General features: G+C 73.1%; 19 protein-coding genes. 9 read left to right on the top strand and 10 right to left on the bottom strand.

The features are described from left to right. A partial coding sequence (locus Manayef4_RS01950; protein ID WP_139139955.1) for a transposase occupies positions 1 to 444 on the top strand: 444 nt, incomplete at its 5' end. A 50-nt stretch (positions 445 to 494) separates the two neighbouring features. Here the strand turns inward: Manayef4_RS01950 and Manayef4_RS01945 are convergent. Next, the gene (locus Manayef4_RS01945; RefSeq protein ID WP_035730229.1) at positions 495 to 893 is read right to left on the bottom strand and encodes a hypothetical protein; all 399 of its coding nucleotides are present in this window, start codon (positions 891 to 893) and stop codon (positions 495 to 497) included. A gap of 55 nt (positions 894 to 948) precedes the next feature. Between Manayef4_RS01945 and Manayef4_RS01940 the strand changes: the two genes are divergently transcribed. From Manayef4_RS01940 to Manayef4_RS01930, 3 genes are all read left to right on the top strand, one after another. After that, positions 949 to 1,524, top strand: a complete 576-nt coding sequence (locus Manayef4_RS01940) for a hypothetical protein (protein WP_236701529.1) — start codon at positions 949 to 951, stop codon at positions 1,522 to 1,524. A 587-nt stretch (positions 1,525 to 2,111) separates the two neighbouring features. Then, the gene (locus Manayef4_RS01935) at positions 2,112 to 2,873 is read left to right on the top strand and encodes a hypothetical protein (RefSeq protein WP_235609363.1); all 762 of its coding nucleotides are present in this window, start codon (positions 2,112 to 2,114) and stop codon (positions 2,871 to 2,873) included. 342 nt (positions 2,874 to 3,215) lie between these two features. Beyond that, positions 3,216 to 3,731 carry a transcriptional regulator gene (locus Manayef4_RS01930; RefSeq protein WP_011436135.1) on the top strand — a complete coding sequence of 172 codons (516 nt, stop codon included), beginning with the start codon at positions 3,216 to 3,218 and terminating at the stop codon, positions 3,729 to 3,731. Positions 3,732 to 4,012: 281 nt separating this feature from the next. Here Manayef4_RS01930 and Manayef4_RS24685 read toward each other — a convergent pair whose 3' ends face one another. The 9 genes from Manayef4_RS24685 to Manayef4_RS01890 form a co-directional block, all read right to left on the bottom strand. Further along, positions 4,013 to 4,159: a hypothetical protein gene (locus tag Manayef4_RS24685; RefSeq protein ID WP_023842054.1), complete on the bottom strand. Its 147-nt coding sequence runs from the start codon at positions 4,157 to 4,159 to the stop codon at positions 4,013 to 4,015. A 287-nt stretch (positions 4,160 to 4,446) separates the two neighbouring features. Continuing rightward, entirely contained in the window at positions 4,447 to 5,355 is a 909-nt protein-coding gene (locus tag Manayef4_RS01925; protein WP_070130422.1) for a C40 family peptidase, read from the bottom strand. 57 nt (positions 5,356 to 5,412) lie between these two features. Then, complete coding sequence (locus Manayef4_RS01920) at positions 5,413 to 6,426, bottom strand: replication-relaxation family protein (protein WP_011436133.1); 1,014 nt, start codon at positions 6,424 to 6,426, stop codon at positions 5,413 to 5,415. Between the two features lie 32 nt (positions 6,427 to 6,458). Next, on the bottom strand, positions 6,459 to 8,957 hold the full coding sequence (locus tag Manayef4_RS01915; protein ID WP_070130421.1) for a TraM recognition domain-containing protein: 2,499 nt from the start codon (positions 8,955 to 8,957) through the stop codon (positions 6,459 to 6,461). A gap of 33 nt (positions 8,958 to 8,990) precedes the next feature. After that, positions 8,991 to 10,880 (bottom strand): DUF87 domain-containing protein, encoded by a 1,890-nt coding sequence (locus tag Manayef4_RS01910; protein WP_011436131.1) that lies wholly within the window; start codon positions 10,878 to 10,880, stop codon positions 8,991 to 8,993. Further along, positions 10,877 to 12,187 carry a PrgI family protein gene (locus tag Manayef4_RS01905; RefSeq protein WP_011436130.1) on the bottom strand — a complete coding sequence of 437 codons (1,311 nt, stop codon included), beginning with the start codon at positions 12,185 to 12,187 and terminating at the stop codon, positions 10,877 to 10,879. Before Manayef4_RS01905 ends, Manayef4_RS01910 begins: the two co-directional genes overlap by 4 nt. Then, on the bottom strand, positions 12,184 to 14,343 hold the full coding sequence (locus tag Manayef4_RS01900; RefSeq protein WP_011436129.1) for a hypothetical protein: 2,160 nt from the start codon (positions 14,341 to 14,343) through the stop codon (positions 12,184 to 12,186). The genes Manayef4_RS01905 and Manayef4_RS01900 overlap by 4 nt, the downstream gene beginning before the upstream one ends. Before the next feature lie 3 nt (positions 14,344 to 14,346). Next, positions 14,347 to 14,736 (bottom strand): pilin, encoded by a 390-nt coding sequence (locus Manayef4_RS01895; protein WP_011436128.1) that lies wholly within the window; start codon positions 14,734 to 14,736, stop codon positions 14,347 to 14,349. Next, entirely contained in the window at positions 14,733 to 15,566 is an 834-nt protein-coding gene (locus Manayef4_RS01890; protein ID WP_232234905.1) for a hypothetical protein, read from the bottom strand. Before Manayef4_RS01890 ends, Manayef4_RS01895 begins: the two co-directional genes overlap by 4 nt. 546 nt (positions 15,567 to 16,112) lie before the next feature. On the opposite strand from Manayef4_RS01890, the gene Manayef4_RS01885 reads away from it, so the two are divergent. The 5 genes from Manayef4_RS01885 (at position 16,113) to Manayef4_RS01865 (ending at position 19,074) form a co-directional block, all read left to right on the top strand. Continuing rightward, positions 16,113 to 16,820 (top strand): hypothetical protein, encoded by a 708-nt coding sequence (locus Manayef4_RS01885; protein ID WP_011436126.1) that lies wholly within the window; start codon positions 16,113 to 16,115, stop codon positions 16,818 to 16,820. Then, positions 16,817 to 17,632, top strand: a complete 816-nt coding sequence (locus tag Manayef4_RS01880) for a hypothetical protein (protein WP_011436125.1) — start codon at positions 16,817 to 16,819, stop codon at positions 17,630 to 17,632. Before Manayef4_RS01885 ends, Manayef4_RS01880 begins: the two co-directional genes overlap by 4 nt. 80 nt (positions 17,633 to 17,712) lie before the next feature. Continuing rightward, the gene (locus Manayef4_RS01875) at positions 17,713 to 18,408 is read left to right on the top strand and encodes a recombinase family protein (RefSeq protein ID WP_070130420.1); all 696 of its coding nucleotides are present in this window, start codon (positions 17,713 to 17,715) and stop codon (positions 18,406 to 18,408) included. Positions 18,409 to 18,550: 142 nt separating this feature from the next. Beyond that, entirely contained in the window at positions 18,551 to 18,718 is a 168-nt protein-coding gene (locus Manayef4_RS24680) for a hypothetical protein (protein ID WP_157493277.1), read from the top strand. 83 nt (positions 18,719 to 18,801) lie between these two features. Beyond that, on the top strand, positions 18,802 to 19,074 hold the full coding sequence (locus Manayef4_RS01865) for a hypothetical protein (protein WP_011436123.1): 273 nt from the start codon (positions 18,802 to 18,804) through the stop codon (positions 19,072 to 19,074). Positions 19,075 to 19,114: the final 40 nt, after the last annotated feature.

Here is a 19,114-nt window from a genome sequence, read left to right as displayed (position 1 = left end):
GTCGCGGACCATTTTGACCAGCACCCGGACGCGAAGATCCTGCTGTCCCAGCCCGGCCTGGGACCGGTCCTCGCGGCCCGGGTGCTCGCCGAGTTCGGTGACGACCCGACGCGCTACGCCGACGCGAAGGCACGGAAGAACTACGCCGGCACGAGCCCGATCACCCGCGCCTCCGGGAAGAAGAAGACGGTCCTGGCCCGCTACGCACGCAACAACCGGCTCGCCGACGCGCTACATCAGCAGGCGCTCTCGGCCCTGAGCGCATCCCCGGGCGCCCGGTCGTACTACGACGCGATCCGCGCGCGCGGCACGTCGCACCACGCCGCGCTGCGCCAGCTCGGCAACCGGCTCGTCGGAATCCTGCACGGCTGCCTCAAGACCCACACCCCCTACAGTGAGGCAACCGCATGGACACAGAAAGCAACACTCGACGTCGCCGCTTGACAACGAAAACCATGGGATGTCTGACCTGCCCCGCCAGGCACGTGGCCGGTTCAGCGCGGGCTGACGTGGTTCAACCAGCGCACCAGCGGGGCGGCGCCGTCCCGGGCCAGGTCGATCACGGTCGCGGTGTCCCGTAGCGCGCGGGCGACGAGCACCCCGGCGACYGCGACCGGGCCGGGATGCCGGCTCGCGAGGTACGCGAAGTCGCCGTCGCCTGTTACCAGCAGCAACGGCGCCTCGTCGCTGCGGTAGGCACCCGCGAGCGCGAGGTCCGCGCGCTGCCAGCCCTCGGCAGCCACCAGCCGGCACTGCGCCGGCCAGCGCACCGCCGCCAACCTCCCGGCCGCGCCCGCGGCCGTCACCGCGCACCCGTAGCCGCCGACGATCCGCATCGTCACCGTCATCCACCGGGCCGCGAGATTGTCCGCGTCCGCCAGGACCTGCACCACAAACCCAGGACCATAGCCAGCGGCCGGCGGCACGGGACGTGCATGGCCGCATACGGTGGACAAGCCCGCGCGCCGGCTACACCTCAACCGCCGTTCCACCGCCAAGGAATCTGGAACGGAAATTCCCCGGACCCTGCTGGAGGCCGCGATGAACGACGCCACCTGGAGCCTGGTGACCGACGTCGTGGACCGCGTCCAGCAGTCCATCCGGATGACCGACTATCCGGCGATCGTCATCCTCGACGGGGACCGCCGCCAGATCCTGTCCGACTATGACTACGTCCAGAGTGAGACCGCTCGGACCGGCTTCGAGACCCGTGCGGCCGAGCTCGCCCGCACCCTGCACGCCCGCCGGTTCACCTTCGCCGTCCCGCAGATCATCGAGACGGTCCCTGGCAGCCTCGAAGCCCACGCGTTCTCCGTCCGGCCCCTGCGTGACGGCGAGCAGGAGAGCGTGGTCTGGACGGCCTACGACGCCGACGACGGCGTCGACTACGGCTGGGCCCCCTACACCCGCCGGCCAGGCGGCCAGCCCGTCTTCGACGAGCCCACCACGTTTCACCTGCGGGCCCTGTCCACCGACGGCTTCCCCGGCGTCCGTCTGCTCCGCCTTCTCACCGACGACGAGTAGGCCAGCTGAGTAGRCCAGCGCCCGCCTGGCCTTGTCCCGGGGCCGCCCACCGGGCGTTCCCGGGCCGCCGGCCTCGGCCGGCTCGCCCTCCGCGCGTTCGCTRAGCGGCCAGCGCGCTCCCGGACGACGCGAGCCGGCGAGCGGCTGTGCCCCGCCCGCCAGCCAGGCGCGCTGGGAGCCCACGTCCCAGCGTGTGCGAGCGGGCGTCCTCTGCCGCTGTCTCTGAGCCGCTGCCCATCTTCCCGGTCCGCATGCCGCCGACCGCCCGCAGGGTGGGCGCCGATGTCGGCGACACCGCCTCCCGGTCCTCGTTGTGCGCCGGGCACCGGGTCGCGCTCGCACGGCGACGCATCGCGGGGGCCGGCGTCCGCCACCTGCGCTAACTCTCGGAGATCTCCATGCCAGCATCTGACGACTTTCCGCTACCAGATGGGTACACGACGCTTCGAGTCTCTTCGCGTACCCGGCTCGTCCATTGCACGCTCCCCGATGCGGAGGTAACCCTCTGCGTTCGCAGGTTCGGCGAGCGGACGCTGTCCCCGGACCGGACTGGCCCCGCCGCAGCCGTGTGTGAGCGCTGTGCAAGCGTGGCGGCCCTGCACCCGCTCGACCGGGCCCCGCCGGGCTACGGCCTGACCGCCGTATCGACAGGTCCCGGCCTGGTCACCGCCACCGACCCCGCCGGGCGCACGATCGGCGCCGCKGGCACTGTCCCACAGGCCCACTTCGACGCCTGGTGCCATGCCCACGCCGTCGCGCTTGCGACCGCGCGCCTGCGCCGAGACAGCCGGCGTCGGGGCTCGGCCGACCGCGAGGTGTGGCGGGTTCTCCTCGCCACCCCGACAGGTCGCTGGCGGCCCGCCGGCACGATCCGCACCCGGGACGACGGCTTCCTCGCTGACCTCGACGACACCGAGAACCACGTCCCCCGGCGGTTCCGTACCCGCCATCAGGCGCGCCGCTGGATTATCGAACACCGCGTCGTGCATGGCTGGCCCCACGCAGGATGGCTTGTCCTCGACGGCGTCCGTGTTCTACGCCGCGCTGGCAGCCGTCACGCCGCTACCCGCTGGCTGTGTGGCTACCACGCGACGTTCACCGGACTGCGCGCCACCGCCATCCGGCCGATCGACTGTGACGCCTACCAGCACCACTATCCCGACGGCAGCGTTTTCACCGTCGCCCGCGCCACCCGCGCCGCCGACCATGGCATTGACCCGACCGCCGCACCCCGATACCCCTACGACGATCTCCCCTTCGACGAGAGCGCGTCCACGTGCGCGAGCATCGTGGGCAGCCTGGACACGGTGGGCACCCATACCACCCGCGACGTGGCCAGCTGGCCGTAGGACTGCATTCCGCGCCGGTCCGCTCGCGCGGCTACCTCGAACCATCACTTGCGCCCTCCGCGAGGACCGTCCGCTGGGACGCCGGGACTCCGCGCCGCCGCACCCGTCTGGCCTCGCGCGTAGCCGGCAGCCGTCCCCCGCGCGGTCGGCGCCGCACGGCCCGACCGGCGGACTGATCACAGGCACGTGCGGTGCTCGGACGCACGCAGCCTGCCTCGAACCTGCCGCCGGTTCTTGGCCGCAGCCCGAGCGCCGCAATCCGGCCTTGGCACACGGACTCGGGGTCCCCCCGGCCCTTCCGGCGCCGTCRCTCCATCCCCACCCATCCGCAGGAGGGAAACCATGCCCACGACGAGTGAGAACCGCGCCTACGCCCGCGAGGTAGGCGCCCGACTGCGCACCATCCGCACCCAGCAGGGCCGTTCTCTCCAGCAGGTGGAGACCCTGTCCCGTGGCCGATGGAAGACCGCGGCGGTCGGCTCCTACGAGCGCGGCGACCGGATGATCAGCGTGGAGGGGCTCGCGGCGCTCGCCGACTTCTACGGCGTCCCCGCCCACGAGCTGCTGCCCGGCGGACGGCCTGACCCCCTCCCGCCGCGGGCGGCGCGCGTCGTGCTCAACCTGCCCGCCCTGGCCGGCGTGCCCGACGACGACGCCAGCCCGCTGCGCCGCTGGGTCGCCGAGATCCAGCGAGAACGCGGCGACTACGCCGGCCGGGTCCTCTCGATCCGCGAAGGGGACCTGCGCACCCTCGCGACCCTCTACACCCTCGACCGCAGCCAGCTGCTCGACAGGCTCCAGCAGTGGAAGGTGCTCGACCCGACGAGCGCCACCCCGGACCTCTCCGACACCGTCTGAACCTGGGCACCGTGATCCAGCCGGCAGCGCGTCCGCTGCCRTGCCCCCGCCATGCACGGCGGGAGGGGCGCGCAGACACGGACAACCTCCATGGCGCTTCCCCCGACGGAGATCCTTGGGCAAGGGTCGGGCCCGGCCGCAGGCTCACCCGTCTACTACCCGTGATCCCGTTGCCGTGGCCCACCGGCGGAATGCCCGTCGGTGAGCCACGGCCATCAGGGCAACCGCTGGCGGCTGCTCATCGCTGAGCAGTTCGGCCGCCACGCGCAGCCCTTTCGGGCCTACTCGTCGTCCTGTTCGTTGCGGTCGGCCGCCTCCTGCGCCCGCACGTCGAAGCCACTCTGCGCGGTGTCGGAGCACGGGTCCTGCAACGCTGCCTCGCTGATCCGGTCAGCTGCCTCGCGGTCCATCGGCGTCGACTTGCCCATTTCGCACTCCTTGCATCCTCCTGTCCCGGTGACGTCACGGGACCGACGTGCCCGGTCRCGTGCGGCACGGCCAGGCGATGCCCAGGGATACGGCAGCGCCACGACCCGGACGGCCGGATCGCCCTGCTGACGCCGCGAGCGGGCTCCGGGTTGGGCAGCAGCTCGGTGACGAGCCCGCGAGGAAAATGAATCCGAGAAATAGGCTATCGTGCTCGCCCGGACAGCGCTGGGCGAGCGCGCTGGAATGCTCCAGCCCGACGTTGCACCCCGTGCGAATAAATCGCACCCTACGTGCCCGGCCTGGTTGCCCCGAAATAGTCGTCCCCCTGCCACCTGTATGGGGCTATTTTCACTACTTTGCCCCGCCCTGGAGCGGTGATCATCTGGCCGTTTCCGATGTAGATCGCGACGTGGTGGATGTTGGTGGCGGTGCCGTAGTAGACGAGGTCGCCGATCTGGAGCGGTTCTCCCGGCGGGACCACGGGGCCGGCCTCATACTGGGTCTGAGCGGTGCGGGRCAGGTCGATCCCGGCGGCCAGGTAGGCGGCGCGGGTCAGGCCGGAGCAGTCGAAGCCGCCCTCGGCCGGGCCGTCTCCACCCCAGAGGTAGGGGATGCCGATCTGGCCCTGGGCGTAGAGGACGGCGGCGTAGCCGGCGTCGGACGGCGCGGTGTCGGCTCCGAAGCCGCTGGTCGAGCTGTACTGGGTGGCCTGGGTGACGACCTGCGCGACGTAGGCGTCCGAGTGGTTGTAGGCGAAGATCGCGCCGGTCAGGTCGGTGGCGACGTGGTTGTCGCAGAGGTAGGCCGCGGCGGCGTAGACGGCGTCCTGGGGGTTGTAGAGAGACGGCGGGTTCGCGCCGCCGGCCGGTAGCTGGTGGTGGGCGACGACGTCGGCGAACGTGGTGGCGAGGAACTGCATCGGCCCGCCGGCGCCGGCTTCGTTGACGCCGCTGACCACGCCCGGCAGCCGACTGCGACCATGATCAGATTCTTCTTTCCCGATGGCCGCCAGGGTCGTCCAGGACAGGCCGGGGCAGCTCGCGGCGGCCTGCATGTAGAGGTTCAGGTAGTCGGGCGGGATGTCGTCGAGCGCGGTCTGGCTGGGGCTGCCGCCGCTGGAGCAGCCGAGGAACCAGCCGACGACGGGCAGGCACAGGACGCGTTCGGCCACCCCAGCGGCGGCGGCCCCCATCATGACGATGAGCAGGACGACGGCGGCGACCGCGCCGGCGAGGTACTTGGTCGTGGCCGCTCACCCCCGGTACTTGGCGGGCGGCATCGGAGCAGGCGGGCGCAGGCCCGACCCGGCGGAGATGGCATCCGGCCGGTCCGACACCGGCGCGGGTGCCGGCAGACGGGGCCAGGCCCGGGGCAGCTGATCGAGGGTGAGCCGGCCGGGGCGGCTGGCGCCGAGCGGCAGCCAGCGGGCGAGGGCCGGGTCGAGCTGGTCGTCGGGCGGGGCGAGGGTGGCCGCGGTGGTCGCGACCGGGACGGTGTGCGGCTGGTCGAGCCCGGCAACGGCGTCGGCCAGCGCGCGGCGGGCGCGGGTCTCCCGGCCGATGGTGGGGAACCAGAACAGGACCGGGGTGGTGATGCCGGTCGCGGAGGCGAGCCGCCCATATTTGTCGATCTTCGCGGCGAGGCGGGCGTACGGCTCGGTGGCCCAGTCGAGTTCGAGGAACCATTCCAGGTCGCTGCCGCGGCTGGTCCACCGTCCGTAGGCGTCGGGACGGACGATGTCGCCGAACGCGGCCCGGGTGCGAGCCTCGGACCACCAGGCGGTGAGCGTGCCGGGCGGGTTGGGCTGTCGGGCGTGGGCGATGAGGTGGGTGAAGAAGCCGTTGACCGCGACGCGGTGGGCGAGCTGGGGCCAGTAGGCGACRCCGAGTGCCCGGTCGTGCCGGTAACCGGTCGCGGCCAGGTCGATGCCGTCTTCGGCGGCGAGGATCGCGGCGCCGGCAACGTCGCAGACATAGTGCGCCGGGGGCATGCCCTCGCCGAGGGGGCTCAGGGGTTGGAAGCGGTCGATGACACGCCAGCGGTAGAGCTGGAGGAGCCGCTCGTTGGCGGTGCGACGGTTGGTCCAGGCGGCGTGGACGAGCTGATGAGTGGTCAGGACCCGGTGTTCGTAAAGGAGCCGGGTGATCCAGCGGTCGCGGGGGCTGAGGTGAGGGGTGAGGTTCGCGAGATGGTTGGCGTCGGCGACGACGCGGGCGGCGGGACGCTGCGGGAGGCGTAGGGCGCGTTGCGGCAAGGGCTTGGCCATCGGGGACGCTCCTTCGAGGCGGCGGGGCGCCGTCAGGCGACGCGGCGCGGGTCGGCGGTCGGGCGCGGACCCGGACCGGCAGGGGAAGGTGCGGCGGGGGTGGCGGCGCGGCGGCGCAGGTCTCGGCGGATCTGGGCGGCGCGGCCGGGAACCGGCGGCGGCAGCTTTTCGGTCACGACCGTGAAGGCGGGGGCTTCTTCGCCGCCGACGACCAGGCGGGCGGCGGCATGGAACACGCCGAGGTTGGCGAGGTCGTGTTCGGCGAGCCGGGGCTCGGTGTGCCGGGCGAGCCGCTTCGCGTCCGCCGGGCTGACCGTAAAATAGATCTTGGAGCGGGCGTTGGCGCCGATGCTTTCTTCCAGGTGCCGAGGCAGCTGGGTGAGGTTCTGGTGCGCCAACGTGAGGGACAGCCGGTAGCCGCGGGCGGCGGCGAGCATGTCCTCCAACGCGTACGGAAGCGTGAGGAAATGGTGCGCCTCGTCCAAGTACAGGCTGGCGTCGGGCCTTTTCCCTTGGGGGRGGCGGGCGCGGCGGGTGGTGGCCTGCCAGACGGCGGAGACGACGATCGAGCCCATCAGGGCAGCGGTTTCGACGCCGAGGGCGTCCTGGGCGATGCGGACCAGGCACACCCCGCCGTCGTTCAGCACGGTGTCCATGTCGACGGTCGAGGGTCCGGCGGCGATCGCGGCCCGCACGAACGGCCGCAGCAGAAAGCCGCGCAGTTTGTTCATCAGTGGGGCGACGGCGTGGCCGCGTGCGGCGTCGGAGATGGATTCGTACCAGGTCCAGAAGCCGGCGAGGATGTCGTCGTTGATCTCGCCCAATGYCCGGTGCCGGTAGGCGGTGTCGGTGAGGAGTTTCGGTAGATCCGTGAGCACCGGGACGCCGGGTTGTGCGGCGAGGGTGAGCAGGCCGGCGCGGAAGATGTCCTCGGTGCGCGGCCCCCAACTGTCGGCGTAGACCCGGGAGAAGATCGAGACGAGGTTGTCGACGGCCCGGCCCCGGTCGGGCTGGTCGAGCGGGTTGAGGCAGGGTGGCCGGCTGTTCGATTCGGCGTCGAACAGGACGAGGCGGTCGAGGGCGTCGGTCGGGTAGCGGGCGAGGATGTCGATGATCTGGTCGCCCTTCGGGTCGACGTTGACCACCCCTCGACGGGCGGCGACGTCGTCGAGCGTCATGCGGGCGAGCAGTTCGGACTTGCCGGCGCCGGTCGCGCCGAGGACGTGCAGGTGATGCCGGGCGTCCGGGACCCGCAGACCGACCGGACGCGCACGCCCGGCATCGGTCCGCCCGAGCGGGCGCACATTCGGGCCGGGCCCGGCGACGCCAGGCGGCGGGGCGACCGCCTTCGCTCCGGCGCGTTGCAGGCCCGGGGTCGCCTCGTCGACCGGCAGGTGCGCCAGCGCGCCGAGCTCGGCGACCGAGAGCAGGTCGCCACGGCCGAACTGCCGGGTAGCGAGGACGGGCAGGGGACGGCGCAGCCGCACGCGGCGGTAGTAGTTGTGGTCGCCGTAGGCCGCGTAGGCGCTCGCGATCGCGTGCGCCCGTCCGCGCAGCTGGCTAGCGACCTGGGCGGCGGTGGTGTCGTCGGTGTGATCGTCGAGGATCGCGGCGATGGCGTAGCGGACACGGACCTCGTACTGGGCCCCGCGCTGTTTCGTGACGATGGCGCGGTCTTCCGCGGACAGGGCCAGCGACGTCTGCGGGTCGACCTTCACCGGGGTGGTAGCCGTCCGGCGGCGCTGCCGGGTGCGGCCAGTGCGGGGGGTGAGCAGGTCCAGCAGCCCGCCGATCAGGTGCGCGGAGCCGCCGGCGCGCAGCCGGCGGGCGGCCCGGCGGGACCGGGCGACGCGGCGGCCGGTGACCGGCCGGGCCAGGATCTGGACCGCCGCCCGTTGGTTGCGGGCGAGGCTGCCGGGCGCGCCGAGCAGGGCGCGGATCGGGTCGGCGTCGTGGTCGACCCGGATCGGGAGTGCTTCGGGGCGGGCGAGGCGCAGTTCGCCGCCGGCGGCGAGTAGCCGCCGGCCTGGCCGGGCCACGACGGGCAATGGTGCGCGGGCGGGCGTGGTGTGGGTATGCGCTCCGGGCCAGGCCGCCTCGACCGCGCGTTCGACGAAGCCGTCGGGCACGACGCCGGGCACCCACATCTGGATGCGCACCCCGTCGGCGGTGAACTGGTACTCCCACACGAGGTGCGGCTGGCCGATCAGGCGCCGCCAGCCGGGCCGGAGCAGGCCGAGCAGGTTCGCCCACAGCGCGCCCGCGCCCGCCGGGTCGACGGTGGGCGGGGCCAGCACGGTCACGAGGCGGGCGCCTGCGGYGAGCTGCTGCTGGTACCGGCGGCGCAGCCGCCGGCGCAAGGTAACCAGGCCGGCGGCGGTGAGGGTGAGCAGCGGGCCGGCGATGGGGCCCCACACCGCCACCCATCCCCGTAGCTGGCCGAAGATCTGGTGGAGGAAGCCCCACGGGTCCGTCAGATAGATCGTGAGCGGCGACGACGGCGTGGTGGTCGCCGCGGCGAGYAGATCCATGGTTACGATCTCCCTGCGGGATGGCGGTGCTGGTCAGGCGGCATCGAGGTAGATCTGGCCGTTGTCATCGGTCGGGTCGTCCGGCACGGCGAGATCGAGGAAGCCGTCGTCGGCCGCGTTGTCGGGGTCGGCGGCGAGTTCGGCTGGGTTGGTCGTGACCAGGCGGTGCTCGACCTGCGAGGCCAGGGCTTGGAAAGCGACTCGTTGTGCCCCCGCCGCGAGGAGTCCTTGTCCGCGGTCGGCRGACAGCAGGAACTGCCGTTCGCCCTGGGACAGGTCGAAGATGGCGGTGATCTCGTCGATGGCCTGCGGTGCCTGGCGGAGCAGGATCTGGGTGGCGGCGTTGGTGACGATCGCTTTGCCGAGGTCGGTGGCGAGCACGTCGGCGGTGTCCTGGGTGGCCACGGTGAGCCCGGCCCAGTGCTTGCGGGACGACTTGGCCATGCGGAACAGGAAGTCCGCGCCAGCGGGCTGGCGCATGAGCAGCCATGCCTCGTCGACTACGACCAAGCGGGGACGGCGGTCGGCGGGGTTGGAGACTCGCCGCCACACGGCGTCGAGGACGAGTAGCGTCCCGATCGGCTTCAACTCGTCCGCAAGGTCGCGCAGCGAGTAGACGACAAGGTGGCCGTCGCCGCGGCGGGTCGTCGGCCCGTTGAACAGGCCGGAGAACGCCCCGGCGGTGAACGGGTGCAGCCGGGCGCCGAGCGCGACCGCGGCCGGGTCGTTGGAGCTGGCCAGGGTGGTGGCGAGGTCGGCCAGCAGCGGTGCCGGCCGGTTCCAGCTGCGCGGGTCGGAGCTGATCCCGGCGGCCTGGTAGGTGGCGGTGATCGCGACGTCGAGGGCTGCCCGTTCGGCCGCACTCAGCTGGCCGACCAGGACGGCGATAACGGTGTGCAGGAACAGGCTGCGCCGCACCAGCGCGTCGCGCGGTGCGGTGCGCCGCCCGTCGGGGGTGGTCTGGATCGGCAGGTCGAACGGGTTGATCCGCACCTCGTCGGCGCCGAGGTGCAGGTAGCTGGCGCCGACCGCGGCGGCGAGCCGGGCGTATTCGTCTTCCGGGTCGACGACGTGGACCTCGATGCCCCGGTAGAGACTGCGCAGGAGTTCGAGCTTGACCAGGTAGGACTTGCCGGCGCCGCTGCGGCCGAGGATGACGGCGTTGTGGTTGTCGACGTCGCCGAACCGGTCCCAGTGGACCAGCCCGTTGCTCGCGACGTTGAGCCCGTAGAGCACCCCGGTCGGAGCCAGAGAGGTCGGGTCGGCGGGCGGCAGATCGGGCGACGTGAACGGGAACGCCGCGGACAGGGCTGCGGTGTCGAAGGTGCGGCGCATCCGCACCTGGTCCAAGCCGAGGGGCAGGGTGCTGACCCAGCCCTGGAGCGAGCGGTAGCTGACTGGCTTGGCGTCCAGCAGCAGGCTGGCCGCCAGCGCCCGCACGGCGGCGACCTCGTCGGCCAACTCGGCTTCGCTGGCCGCATGGACGGTGAAATACAGACCCAGCCTGAACAGCTTGCCTTCGCCRCGGGCTACGCGGGCGGACAGGTCGTAGGCGTCCTCGGTCGCCGCCTCGACCTGCGGGTCGACCAGCCGGCCCTTCTCGTCGCCGAGCTGCCGGCCGGACTCCAGCTTCGACAGCTGCCGGCGCAGCCGGTTCGCCGCGGTGACCGGGTCAATCGGCTCGACGTGCACGGCGACGTCGACCCGGCCCGGGTAGGTCACCAGCGGGGCGAGCCAGCCGGCATGGACCTCACGCGGATAGCCGGTGATCGCCATCGTGGCCACGTAATCCCCGCCGACGTCCAGGTGGCGGGGCGCGATCGTGAGTGCGTCCGGGACGAACGCCGCCGCGGCAGCGTCCACTGTCCGGGTCGACGGGCTGGGGGCCTGCGCGGAGGTCCGGCGTCGGGCTCGTCTGCTCATCGGGCGTGTCCCCTGCGCGCCGTGTGTCGTGCTGGCCGTCGGGAGCCGCCGTCGGAACGCCCGGCCGGCGGGCGCAGGGCGGGCGGGTCCCAGAAGTCGGGGTCGTTGAGCGGGCCGTCCCCATCGGCGTCGTCGAACCGGTCGCCATAGCCGGCTCCGACCGCCGCGTCCGGGTCGTCGAACCCGGCGTCGTCCAGGAAGCCGTCGTCGGTGTCGGGCTGGTAGGCCGAGTAGCTGTCGACGGGCTCGGGGACATCGGCGGTGATGACGTCGTCGGGGGCCGCGAGCGCGGCCGGCGGCACCAGGCCGGCCGGGTTGCAGGCAGCGGCCAGCACGCTGGTCGCCGTGCCCGCGTCCAGCGGCGTGACCACGATCCCGGCCGGTGCCAGCAGGTCGGTCGCCTCGGCGAGCCGGCGGGCGAGCCGGGTGTGCGCGGCCCGTCGGATGGCCGCTCCGGCGCGGCGGGCGTCGCGGGCCGCCGCCCGTCGGCCGGACAGTGCGGCCAGCGGGGATGCGCCCCCGAGCCCGTCGACCGGGCCGGCCGCCACGAGCGGCTCTCGCAGGACCAGCAGGACCTGGCGGGTCAGCAGCTGCATCTCGTCGGCGAGCTGGGCCAGGTAGGTGGCGTGTTCGCGGGCGGCGTGCGCGAGCGCGGGGTGGGGCAGCTGGTCGGCGGCGTCGTCGAGTTGACGGATCTGGTCGGTCAGGTCGGCGGGCATGGCCCGCACGAGGATCTGCACCGGCGCGGTCAGGGAGTGCAGGTAGCGGGCGAACACGGCGACCAGCCCGTCCTGCTCGCCCGGCGTGCGCAGCGCGAAGTTCACCGTGCTYGCGACCGCGACGACCGCAAGCCCGTCCGGCCCGAGGTCGATCACGCCGACCCCGGCGTTGGTGGTGACGGTGCGGGCCGGTAGCCGCAGCGGCGCCGCGCTCTGCCCGCCCGCGGCCGGCCGTCGGTCACCGGAGCTGCTCGTGGCGCGGGCGGCCAGCCAGGACGGCGGCGGAATCACTCCTTCGGGGGCGTTGATGCGGTGTCGTGGGCTGGTGCGTTGGCGGATCGCGGCGACGAGCATCCGGTCGAGGGACAGCCCGTCGCGCTGGCCCAGGACGAGGACGCCGGCGCCCGCGGCGACCGGGACGGCGAGCAGCGCGAACACCGGCAACGGCAGCAGGGCACGGGTCGCGGCCCAGGCGAGGTAGAGCACGATCGCGGTCAGCGCGAGGATCAACACCTGCCGGGCGGTCAGGCCCGCCATGATCCGATCTTCGCGATCAACATCGGCGGGAATTCGTACGGGATGCGTCATCGCGGCTGATCACCTTCCGGTCGGGGTGGGCGGGGGCGGCGGGGCATGTTCGGCAACATCAGCTGCCGGTAGAGGGGCGGGACCGGCCGCGCCGGCGAGGTCGGGCGGGATGGCGACGGCGGTGGTGCAGGTGGGGACGGCCGGGCGGGGCGTGGGGTGCGGGGCAGGCCCTCCAGCGGGAGGGCGTACTGGCCGGTGCGGTCCGGGCGGATGCCCTGGTAGGGGTCGAACGGCAGCTCCAGCTGCCGGCCCCTCGGCGCCGGACGAGGCTGGGTCGGCCGGCCGGGACCAGACCGGCCCGCGCCGGCCCGCGCCGAGGCCGGACGCCGCACGGGTTGTGGGGCCTTGGGTGGGTGCGGCTGGTCGACCTCGAACGGCAGCAGCAGCTGGCCGTCGCGGTCCACCCACGCCCCGCCGTCGCGGGGCAGGTAACGCCCGCCGGGGGCGACGGCCTGGCCGAACGGGATGGACAGCTGGCGGTGCCGCGGCCGGGACCGTCCGGCCGGATTCGGCTGCCGCGGTGGGCGAGGTACCCCGCGCGCCGGTCCCGGGCGGCGGACGCGGGGCACCCTGGTCAGCGGGATGAGCAGCTGCCCGTCGGGGTCGGCCTCGATGTGGTCGTACGGGTCGGCCGGCCCACCGCCCGGCCCGCCGCCAGGCCGGCCCCTGCCCGGCCTGCCGCGCCCGCCCCGGCCGCGCCCGCCGCGGCCTCGCCCAGCCCGTCGGCCCGCGCCCCGTCCGAACCGGGCCCCGAGCAGGCCCAGCGCCCGGCCGATGATGTAGGCGCGCACGACCCGGCCGATAATGCCGTGCCCGCCGCCGTGCCCGATCCTTGGCATCATCCAGAACGGAATCCGGAACAGAAAATAGATCAGGGTGATCGAGGCCAGCAGGTTCACAACGCCGTCCGGGGTCGGGCCGAACACGGTGAACCCGCCCGGGGTAAAGAACACCTTGAACGAGGCGATGAGAACGAACGACTGGACGATCTGGATACCCAGGCAGCCGAAGAACGCCCGCCACCACCAGAACGCCATCTTCTCGGTCAGCGGGTGGCCGTGCCCGGCCAGCGCTATCGGCGCCGCGCCGATGAGCGCCACCTCGATGGTGATCCGGGCGATGTAGGTGCACAGCAGCGCGACAATGGAGCCGGCGAGAAACAGGCCGAGAAAGATGACGAAGACGCTGCGGCCGAGGCCGCCCGGAGTCGGCGCGATCGACCCGAGGACGATGTTCCTCAGCTGCCCGGCGGCGGTGTCGGGATTCAGCCCCTGACCGAGGATCGCGCCGGGCAGCACGTTCGCGCCCTGGATGGCTTTCGTGGCCAGGAACTGCGACAGCCCGGACGCGAGGAAACCCACCGGGATACGCGGGGCGATCTCCTTGATCGAGATGCGGGACTGGACCGTCCCCAACGACATGACGGTGATCCCACCGAACATGATCAGGGCGCCGTAGGCGGTGGCACTGATCGCCCACGACGTCGACCACATTTCACCGATCGCGGGAAGCTGGGACGGTTCCGGCGTGGTCAGCAACGTGCGGCCCAGCAGATCCAGCAGCGGGTTGAGCGCGGCGGTCACCAGCGTGCGGAAAAACGCGGTAATGGCGTTGTTGATCGCGTTGGTGATCCAGCCGACGATCCCGCCGCCGTCGCCGCCGGTGTCCGGCGCCGGGGGCGTCGTGTGCGGCACCGGTGGCGCCGGGACCTCCGGCGTGGTCGTGCAGTCCGGGTTGTCGGCCGGGCACGGCTCGCCGGTGCCGCCGCTGCCATTGCCGCCGCTGCCGTCGGGTGGGGTGCTCGGAGTGTCGGGCGCGGGCGTGGCACCTCCGCCCGAGGGAGCTGGCGTGGCCGGCGGCTCCTGGCCCGGAGGAACCGGGGACGGCCCAGGCTGCGGGTCCGGGGTGGGGCCGGTGGAGCCGGGCGCGCCAGCGGACGGCGCAGTCGAAGGGACGGGTGGTGCGGTGGCGGCGGAGGCCACCGCGGGAACCACGACCGCCAGCAGGAGCGCGAACGCCGCCGTCCCGGCCAGCAGCAGCCCTCGGCCCCGCCGGCGGTGGCGGCGCCGAGGGAAGCCCAGCCGGCGGCGCGTCGGGACGGACGACGAGCCCGGCGTGCCGGGTGGGAGGGTGCGGCGGTGCGAGGCGGCGGTCACGGCCTAGCCCCCGACGATCTGCTTGAGGATCTCGACGACGACCGGCGCGAGCGCGGCCAGCCCATAACCCCAGCCGGCGTTACGGAAGGAGTCCTTGGCCTTGCCGACCTCGCTCGGCTCGCCGTTGGAGATCAGGTAGCGCACGCCGCCGATCGAGAGGAACACCGTCGCCAGCAGCGCCAGAATCCCCATGATCCAGTTGCGGATGTTGTTCAGGACCGTGTTCAGGTCCGGTGCCGTGGGCGCTCCCGGAGGGACCGTCGCGGCGAACGCCGCCGCGCCTCCGGCCAGGACGAACACGCCCACGACGGCGACGAGCAGGACTGTGCGGCACCATCCGACCCGCCGGCTCGGACGTGGGGCGCGGAGCTGGGGTGGTGGGGTCGGGCTCATGCCGGCACCCCCGCAACCGCGAGTGCCGGCGTGCCGGCCGGCGGGAGGAAGCTGAGGACACCGGCCGGTGGATGTGGCCGGGGCGGGGGCTCGCTGGCCGCCTGCGGGGCCTGGCTGGTACCGGCCGGGTCGGTGAGGTGGCCGACGAGGCGTCGTTCGGCCCGCTCGCGCAGCCGGGAGGCGTGGCGGGGTGCCGTCGCGTGGCGGGCGGCCCAGGCGCTGAGCGGGAGGTCATCCAGGCGGGTCGCGGCGATCAGATCGGCTTCGGTGGTGGTCAGGACGCCGGCGGCGACCGCGTTTGCCAAGACCTGCTCGGGACCGGCCTGGCTCGGATCGGACCGCGCGGCTTCGGCCGCGGCGACGGTCTGGAACAGGTCCGGGTCGGGACGAGGGGCTTCCCGCTGCTGGACCGTCAGCGCCAGCCCGGCCCGGTAGGCGGCCCAGCGCAGCCGCACCGCGATTCGTGGCAGGTCCAGGCGGACCGTGGCCACCGCTTCGAGGAACCCGGTGAGCACCTCCGCCTGCACGTCCGCCGGGTCGAGGTCGCTGTAGCCGCCGAGCCGGGCGCAGATCGCGTGCAGTGCGGGCAGCGCCATCCCGGCGGCGCCGACCGTCCACGCACCGCCGTAGCGGCGGGAGCGGCGGATCACCACCGCCCACGCGGCGTCGCGGACGGCCTGCGGGCAGGAGCCGGCCAGCAGCAGGTTCCGCAGCTCGTCCAACGCCACCAGCCGGGTTGGCAGACCTGGCACCACCGACCCGTCCAGCGCCAACGGCGCCGGCCCGGCCACCAGCAGGCCGAAGCAGTCCCGCAAGGTCGCCAGAGGCAACGCGGATACGCCGCGGCCAGCCGGCCGGGCGGGAAAGGAAGACATTCCGTCGGGCATTACCGTCGTCCTTTGCTGTCACGGAAACTCGGACAGCTCTAAGGACGCCACGCCGTGCCCAGCAAAAAGCCAGAACGATCTCCCAGTGAATGCACAGAAAAGATCGCTGGCGCCCAGCAGAATCCCAGCGATCTTTATTCGGCACTCTCGCCAGCCTCGGAGTCGAGCCGACGCCAGCGGCGGCACGAGCCTGCACAGCAGGGCTGTGAGCTGCGACGCTGTGACATCCAGCGAAGATCGCTGGGCATCCCAGCGGGGACCGCGACGGGTCGGCAATGATGCCAGCGGGAAAAATCTTGAAAAAAGTTTCGGGTGGCCTGTTCGGGCAATGCCCAGCGAGCTGCCAGCGATCAATAGTCCGGYCGGACTAGGCAATGCCCAGCGGGAAAAATCTTGAAAAAAGTCGCCGGGCTGGTGTCCGAGGCATGCCCAGCAGACGGTCTCCTTTTACGGCCGCGAAAACGCACCGCCGTGAAAGGAACCCTCTCGATGCCCGTATCAGACCCTGACCGCGACAGGGGCGCTGTCGTCCCCGCCGGGCAGCTGGCGACCGTCTGGCCGTGCCCGCCGGACAGCCCCGCCCGGCCGCCGGCCGGCTGGCTTCAGAGCGCCGTCGAACAGCTCGTCGCCACCCACACCCGGCCCGGCGACCCGGTCCTGCTGCTGACCCCGCCGGCCCCGGACGGGTTCGCCGCAGGCCGCCGCGAGACGCAGGCGGACCGGCTCGCCGATGCTGGTGGGGCCGTGGCCCGACTCGGCCGGCACGTCCAGGTCCGCCCCGCGCCCGCCACCCCGGGCCCGTGGACGTCCGGGTCCGGACCCGGACCCGCCACCTCCGGCGAAGGTCCGGACGACGACCGTCGCTCGCTGGTCGTCACGGTCGTCGAGCCGACGCGGACCGGCTGGCTCCACGGTGTTCCGTGGGCCCGTCTGGTCACCTCCGGCGGCCTGCTGGCTGTGATCAGCCGCAGCGACAGCATCGCCGGCTGGCTGATCGAACCCACCGCCGAGCTGACCGCCGCGACCGGCCGCCACGGGCTCGCGCTGCTCGACCGGTTCGTGCTGCTGGAAGTTCCCCTCGACGAGCTCGACCAGCCGCCCACCCCCCTGCCACGCGCGACGGTGGCCCGCAGAGTGCACTCCGACTTGCTGCTGTTCGCCCCGGTACTGCCCGCTGGCCCACAGGAGCGCCAGTGAGGAGCGACGCCGAACGCTGGCGCCGGGGACGGGCGGCGACGGTCTGGCCGACGGGCCTGCTCGCCCTCGCCGGCCAGGACGGTGCCGGCGACGGCCCGCGTGGCGGCGCCGCGGCGGACATGGCGGTTCCCGCGGCGGTCGCTGCCCATGCCATCGCCCTCTACAGCTGGCCCGGCGACACCGTCTGCGACCCGGACTGCGCCGACGGGGCCGTTCTCGTCGAGGCGGTTCTGGCTCGACGGCACGCCGTCGGCATCGCAGCGGACCGGCGCGCCTGGCAGACCGCTCGCCACGCCCTGACCGCGGCCAAGGCGCGGGGCGCGCCCGGTGACGGGACGATTCTGGACCGCTTGCCCGACGGGTGGTCCTGGACCGGACTCGGACCGGTCGACCTGCTTCTGACCGCCCTCGGACCGCCCGCCGACTCGGCCGGCCCGCATGGTCTGAGGGGCGACCGGCTGGCGACCCGCCTCGCCGGCTACCGGGACCTGGCCCGGCCCGCGGGCCGCCTCGTGGTCGTGGCCGCCTACCACGTCGCCGATGGCCTCGATCTGGCCAGCCGGATCGTCGCCGCCGGCCGCAAGGCAGGCTGGCAGCCCGTGCAACGCGCGGTCGCGCTCACCGCCGTCCCCTACACCCGTGCGCTCGACGCCGCGCCCGCGACCGGCCGTGCCTGGCCTGCCCACCACGACGTGCTCCTCTTCCGGTCCCGCGGGCAGCCGGCGCGGCCCCCGCGCCCACCGGAGCTGCCGCCGTCCAGCCCGGCGCCCGCCGCCGACCCGCCCGCCGCCGCGGCGAACCGCGCCGCCTAAGACCCGCCCTGCGCCGGCCGGCGCACCGCGGCCGGTCTTCCCGCTTCCCTTCTGCTCGCCCTTCTGTGGCTGGAGCCCCCATGTCTGACCTGTCGCCCATCCCCGTGCTGCCACCCGCCCCCACCGAGCCGGCCCGCCCGCCTGGCTGGTGGTCGCGGCTGGTCCACCGCCGTGCGGCGCGCGCGGCGCGGCTGCTCGCCGCCCACCACGCTCAGACCACCGAACGCGCCCGCCTGGCGCAGATCGCCCTCGTCCGCGGCGGCTACCACCTCGGACCGATTCCCTACGGCTACCTGCCGTTGCACGTTCCGGCCCCCGGCGGCGGGCGCCGCCGGGTCCGGCTCGTCGTCGATTTCGGGCCCGCGTCCGTCGTCTCGGCGATCTACCACTGGCGGATCGACGACCGGCTCACGCCACGGGCGATCACGACCCGGCTGCACGGCATCCCCGACCCCACCCTCCTCCCCGTCGACCCCACCAGCGGCCTGCCTCGGCCCTGGGCCCCGGCCGCGGTCGCCCGCGTCCTGGCCAACCCCGTCTACACCGGCGCCACCGTCTGGGGTCGCACCCGCGCCGGCCGGCCCGTCCCGCCCGATGAGTGGGTCATCTGCCTCGGCGCCCACCAGCCGATCATCGACGGGCGCACGTTCCACCACGCACAGCTCCTCGCGCCCCCCGGCGCAGGGATTTTCAGCGCGCAGCTACCACCGTGGGAATTCGTCGACCCGCCGACCGACCCGGGAAACACCAACGGCGGGCAGGKGCCGATCACATGACTCCACCGCGGCCGTTTCACGACCGAAACCGCACCTGGATGAGAAATGTTTCCGTCGGGCCGGAGACGTCGCGGTGACCCGCCGGCGGCCCCAGGATCGGGACGACACCGCACCCGCCGATCGCGGCGACGACACATCGGCTGTGTCGACCGGACGTCAGGACGCGGTCAGGGACATCACCATCGAGCACATCGAAACCGTCTGGATGACCCCCGAAGAATACGACACCGCCGTGTCCGTTCTGGCTGAACTTGTCCTACAGTGGGAAAGGAAGGGCGCGCCGAACACCGCGCCGAAAAAGGCGGCCTGACGACCCCGCACCTTTCTACCGGGCGGGCGGCCCGTCCCCATCAGATGGGCCGCCCGCCCATCATCTAGAAAGGAACCCTCGGTATGCCCTGCCCATTTTCAGCCCGACGAGCCATCACAAAGACGGCGGCGATCACCGAACCCGCCGTCCCGCCGGTCGTTTTCTACAGCCGGATCGCCACCGACGGCGGCCAGCAGTCCCTCACCGACCAGTACGCCCAGACCCTGGCCTACCTCGCGGCCCATCACCCGGCCTACCTCCTGCTCGACGACGACAGCAGTGAGCCGGCCCGCGCCCGATTTTCCCTCCCGTCGATGTGGCGTCGCGCTTTCCAGCGCCACTGGCGCCACGCCTAAAGCCCGGCCGCCGCACACGACCAGTTCCGAGAGAAAGGGA

The sequence above is a fragment of the Frankia sp. CgMI4 genome (assembly GCF_001756285.1).
GTDB classification, from domain to species: Bacteria; Actinomycetota; Actinomycetes; order Frankiales; family Frankiaceae; genus Frankia; species Frankia casuarinae.
Note: the sequence above shows the minus strand (reverse complement) of the source record. Positions and strands in the feature narration are given on the sequence as shown.